The sequence below is a fragment of the Halomonas sp. NPDC076908 genome, assembly GCF_050269715.1.
Classification (GTDB): domain Bacteria; phylum Pseudomonadota; class Gammaproteobacteria; order Pseudomonadales; family Halomonadaceae; genus Vreelandella.
In genome coordinates, this window is the sequence record NZ_JBNNIW010000072.1 from 1 (window position 1) to 4,812 (window position 4,812).

General features: G+C 51.7%; 6 protein-coding genes. All 6 read right to left on the reverse strand.

Annotated features, from left to right (window positions below; genetic code table 11):
* Window positions 1-206: 206 nt before the first annotated feature.
* Window positions 207-1,100 (reverse strand): dihydrodipicolinate synthase family protein, encoded by an 894-nt coding sequence (locus ACQKE4_RS19960; RefSeq protein WP_427389967.1) that lies wholly within the window; start codon window positions 1,098-1,100, stop codon window positions 207-209.
* Window positions 1,101-1,180: 80 nt separating this feature from the next.
* Window positions 1,181-1,828 (reverse strand): hypothetical protein, encoded by a 648-nt coding sequence (locus ACQKE4_RS19965; RefSeq protein ID WP_427389968.1) that lies wholly within the window; start codon window positions 1,826-1,828, stop codon window positions 1,181-1,183.
* A 179-nt stretch (window positions 1,829-2,007) separates the two neighbouring features.
* Window positions 2,008-2,973: a zinc-binding metallopeptidase family protein gene (locus ACQKE4_RS19970; RefSeq protein WP_427389969.1), complete on the reverse strand. Its 966-nt coding sequence runs from the start codon at window positions 2,971-2,973 to the stop codon at window positions 2,008-2,010.
* A 128-nt stretch (window positions 2,974-3,101) separates the two neighbouring features.
* Window positions 3,102-3,833: an oxygen-insensitive NADPH nitroreductase gene (gene nfsA / locus ACQKE4_RS19975; RefSeq protein WP_427389970.1), complete on the reverse strand. Its 732-nt coding sequence runs from the start codon at window positions 3,831-3,833 to the stop codon at window positions 3,102-3,104.
* 101 nt (window positions 3,834-3,934) lie between these two features.
* Window positions 3,935-4,153, reverse strand: a complete 219-nt coding sequence (locus ACQKE4_RS19980; protein ID WP_427389971.1) for a metallophosphoesterase family protein — start codon at window positions 4,151-4,153, stop codon at window positions 3,935-3,937.
* Between the two features lie 254 nt (window positions 4,154-4,407).
* Window positions 4,408-4,812, reverse strand: a 405-nt coding sequence (locus tag ACQKE4_RS19985) for a transposase (RefSeq protein WP_427389972.1), incomplete at its 5' end; no start/stop codon positions are given.

Sequence of the window (4,812 nt, forward strand, 5' to 3'; positions counted from 1 at the left end):
CGCTGATCAGAAAGCTCGTAACGGCCTGTCATATCGCCCTCCTGCTCAATGAACAGAGAGAGCGTAACATTTATGACTTTTCAGACAGAACCTAGAGCTTACCGAGTAAGTCATAGCAGCATAATTGCCATAACAGCATAGTTTGCGTAGCAGGTTGCTGAGCAATATCACGCCCGGCCTAGCCGGGCGTTTTTGATTGCACCGTTTTACCTTAGATCAAGTTGTTCCACTATCTGCTCCACTCTTTTTCGATCCACTCCCTGAAGCGTTTTAAGCGGCTGTGGTAGGCAGGGTTGGCTCACGACACCTGTTACCTCTGCAATGGTAGCGGCTACTCGCAAGCTGCCGCCGTACTCACGGTAAAGTGACCATAACGGCTCAAGGGCGTCGGAAAGGGCCAAGGCCTGTTGCGTATCCCCCGCTTGTGCGGCCTGCGTTATGACCAATGCTTGTTTAGGAAATAGGCCCCCAAAAACGGAATACCAAGCATCACAGCCAGCGTTTAGGCCTATTGCTGCTGCAGGGTCGCCACTAATCCCTATCGTGACATCTCTCGGAATGAGCTTGCGTAGCCGTGCGATGCGTTCACGCGCCAGCACTGTATCGGTAACAACCGGCGGAATTTTGATAGAGCGAACGCTGGGCAGTTGAGCAATCCGTCCATGTAGCTCATCGCTGAACTCAAAGTGGGTGGTGCTTGGGTTATCGTAAACACACAGCGGCACGCCCAGCGAGCTATCAACCGTTTCGAACAGGCTAAAGACTTCCTCATCAGTGAGTTTCTGATAAGAAACCGGCGCTAACAACACACCGCTGGCGCCTGCTTGCTGGGCACTCTCTACATTGGCCAACACATCGCGGGTGCGCAGCGCACCAATGCCCACCACTACGGGTACGCCGCCTGCGTTTTCTACACTCAGTTTGGCAACACGTGCGCGTTCTTCACGATTTAAATAAGCGTAGCTCCCGGTTGAGCCAAGCACGCCGATGGAGTCCACTTTTGCATCAGCTAAGTGTTCCACTAAGCGAATAAACTCACGTTCATTAATGCCCTGCTCGTTCATAGGCGTCAGCGGAAATGCGCTCAGACCGGTAAACATAGTGAATAATCCCTTTTGGAACGACGGGTGATTCAATTGCCAAAAAGACAAATAGCAACTATGCGCAAGCTTCTACTGCATCATGTATGAACATGGTTTTCATATGGTTCGGGATGCTTAAAATCGTCAACCGTCACGCTGGTAAACTTTTCTAAGAAGAATACCAGCGTTTCTGGATACCGGAAGCGCTCTTCAAAACGCTCTTGGCCACCTAGTGCACGCCGCGTCACGCTGGCTTGATATCCATCCTTTGATTTTGTCACCTTAACGCTATTCTCACGGTCTCCCTCACGATGGACGGCCGTTAGTGGAGATTCCACTGTCAACATCACATCTAATTGACGTGCTGCTGCCTTTTCTTCAGTTGTCGCCCATAAAGGCTGATCACGATCGCCATACTGAAACAACATAATGACTAGCAATACTGAAAAGATACTGCTGGTAAGCATCCAGGTTAAGAAAATGCTAGATAGTGGCGTGGTTAGCATTATAAATAACTGCACCACAATGCCCACCGCTAAAACCCCTGCCAGCGGTCGCCACATGCGGGGGTTCATAAACCCGCGTTTGAGGATATATCCCCATAAACCGATGACGCCCAGCGCGCCCACCACTAGGTGTAGGGGAGCCAGCATCGTTCCTCCGCCTGCTAATATGGCAATGACGCCAATGAAGAGTATTATCGTGTAAAAAGCTGCCAACAGGCGGTAAGCGCGGTCTAGGGTCATTGGTCAATCTCCATGCTGTGTGGCCGATGTCAGTGGTTGCGCACCAGCCTTTGTTGTTATCGTCATGTATTGCTTAGGTGATATATTGCTTAGCTCATATATTGATTAGTATAAGCAATGTCGCTAGTTCTTCATCGCGCGTCAATACCTAACTTGATGCCTCAGCCAAAACCCTTGCGTTAAAGCCCCTGCGCGCCTCGGCGCAGCCAGTCATGCACGAATGCGAGCTTATGTCGGGCAGTTTCCGAAAGCACAAAGGGATATAGATCCGGCAGCCCCATAGAGCGGTTAATATGATTAACCCCCACGGTGAGTGCTGCCGCAACATAGATCAAACGCTCAGCATCTGTTTCCGCATAAGGCTCCCACTGATGGCTAGGTAGCTCAGGCGACGAAAGATCGGATGCCGCAAAGCTATCGGCGATATCGGTTAAATGCAGTAGGTGTGCCGCAGTCTCTGCCCAGTCTTCGTGCGGGTGAGCGGAAGCGTAGGTAGTCAGAAAACTCTCTTTCCAGTTTGGAGGCGGCCCCTGTGTATAGTGCCGCTGAAGTGCAGCGGTATAATCCTGTCGCTCGTCACCAAACATCTCGCGAAACGCAGCAAGAAAATCTTCCCGTAGGCTAAGCCGCCACCAAAGCATATGCGATATCTCGTGTCGCATATGCCCGATCATGGTGCGATAAGGCTCTTCCAGTGCTTCGCGTCGTGTGGTGACTAACACAGGATCTACTTCGGCCACACTAATCGTGACCACCCCCTCTATATGTCCCATTGCTACGGGTTTGCGGCCTTCTGCCAGCAAATGAAAAGCGGGCGGTGCGCCTGGATCTTCCGGGCGGAACCAGTGCCAACGGCCCAGGTTATCCAGTACCCAGCGTTTGGCTGCTTCTGTTTTTGCCCAGTTGGGAATAGCGTTAGGCAATTCGGGATCAGGTGCTAGCGCAGTCATCGCGCAAGAGCGGCAAAAAGCGCCCTCTTCAGGCGCTATCCAGTTACACCCTATTATGTCTCGATTGATACAAAATGGTGGCATGGGCACAAAAGCCCTGGCCTGGGGATCATAGCCAACGGGTATTCCGTCGGCAGTTTCGAGGTTGTCAAACCAAAGGGAGCCTGAACCGACGAGGTTAGCAAATACGCGCATACGGTAGAGCTCCTGAAAACGGGAAAAAGAGAACATCAGGTAACTAACTAATCGTTCTCTTTTCCGAACATCCTGTTAAAAAAGTGTGCAACGTCCCTATTTAATTTCAGAACTATTGCATTTCAAAACTATTTCATTTCAAAACCGCGCTTGATTAAGAAATCGCGCATATGGGGACGCAGCTTGTTATCGAACAACGGTTTTAGGTTGCGCGACCAATCGGTATCTTTATTACTGCTGCTACGAGCTTGGTAGTAGGCCTGCATGGTGGCGTCGAAGGTTTGCACCTGCTCGCTGTCATCAGTGTAGTAGTCTTCTTTAAGAATCGCTTCTACTGCCAAGCGTGGCTTTATCTCAGGATCGTGATCAGGGTAACCAAGGCACATGCCGAACACGGGATAGACGTGTTTGGGAAGGCGTAGCAGATCACTAATCTCTTGAGGATTGTTGCGGATACCGCCGATATAGCAGATACCCAACCCTTCAGATTCAGCAGCTACCGCTACATTCTGTGCCATTAATGCAGTGTCCACAGTGGCCACCAGCAACTGCTCTGTCATGCCGCGGTTAACATTCGATCCCGTACGCTCCGAGGCCTCCGTGGGGCGCTTCATATCGGCACAAAACACCAAGAAATCTGAGCAGCTAGCAATATAGCCCTGCCCCCCAGCTAACTCGGCAATTTTTTCGCGGTTAGCCTGATTTTTGACATGAATAACGGTATACGCTTGAACATGGCTAGACGTAGCGGCGCCCTGGCCAGCTTGAATAAGCTCAACTAACAATTCGTGGGGAATTTTCTTATCGCTAAATTTACGAATGGAACGGTGAGATTTTAGGAGATCAATAACGTTGTTCATGGAACCTCGCTTATTTGAGTAACATTTAATTGAATATAATTGAGTCTAGGGTAACAGATTTGTACAGCCTAATAAGGTTCGGTGAAGGCTCTAAAAGCTGATTACAGCAAATGAATAATCGCGCCGCGCACGCCGCGCTCGTCTACCCATAATTTGCCTAATGTAATAGGCAGCTTGAAGCGACGCTTTCCGGCGGCGCCTGGGTTAAACAGTAGCTTGTCTGCCTGATACTCATTGCGTGGTTTGTGGGAATGCCCGTGCAGAACAGCATCGCAAAAGGTGGTCGGGACAAAATCTTCTAGCCGGTGAACGAGATGCAAACGTCGACCATTGACGATGATCCCGCCTTATTCATGAGTGTGCTGATTGAGCATCGCGAAGCCCCAGGTTGCTGGCACCGACTCCCAGCAGCCGTATTTGCGGTGTGAGTACCTGCCGATATATACCCAAATAGTACGGCTTCTTTGTTGCTATATAACCTTCAGTAATCGATTCCGGCCATCAGGGCAGCCGTGATCGCCAGCCATCGTGATGGCCGCCTTGCGCTTGGATCGGTTGTGATATCAACCGTGTATCAGCTCAGTGCGGTCAGCTTCGGTAGCCCCTTAAGCAAGGTGGGCCACCATTTGTCAGCGGCATCGCCAAGGTGAACAGTGATGCGCCGGGCGTGTAACGAGATAGTGGACGCGATCTTGAGCACTTGCTCGCGCATCCGGCTGAGGCTCCAGCCTTGCCGGGTCTGCCGCTCCAGCAGGCAGCGCAGGCCATGCAGGACCTGGTAGGCGTAGAGGCTGAGCAGCAGGCTCACCTCGTTGCGGGCCATCACCTCTTGAACGGTGGAGGCGCCGCGATCGGTCGACGAGAGGTGCACGTCCAGCGCCGACTTCACCTCGCCCATGTGCGCCTCGGCACTGCCGCGCTTACGGTAGAGCGCCAGAACCTTCTCCGGCGGCCAGTCGAACTGGCTGAGATTGGTGAC

Coding starts and splice junctions, on each gene's coding strand:
- ACQKE4_RS19960 (WP_427389967.1), bottom strand. CDS start 1,100: ATGTTTACCGGTCTGAGCGCATTTCCGCTGACGCCTATGAACGAGCAG.
- ACQKE4_RS19965 (WP_427389968.1), bottom strand. CDS start 1,828: ATGACCCTAGACCGCGCTTACCGCCTGTTGGCAGCTTTTTACACGATA.
- ACQKE4_RS19970 (WP_427389969.1), bottom strand. CDS start 2,973: ATGCGCGTATTTGCTAACCTCGTCGGTTCAGGCTCCCTTTGGTTTGAC.
- nfsA (WP_427389970.1), bottom strand. CDS start 3,833: ATGAACAACGTTATTGATCTCCTAAAATCTCACCGTTCCATTCGTAAA.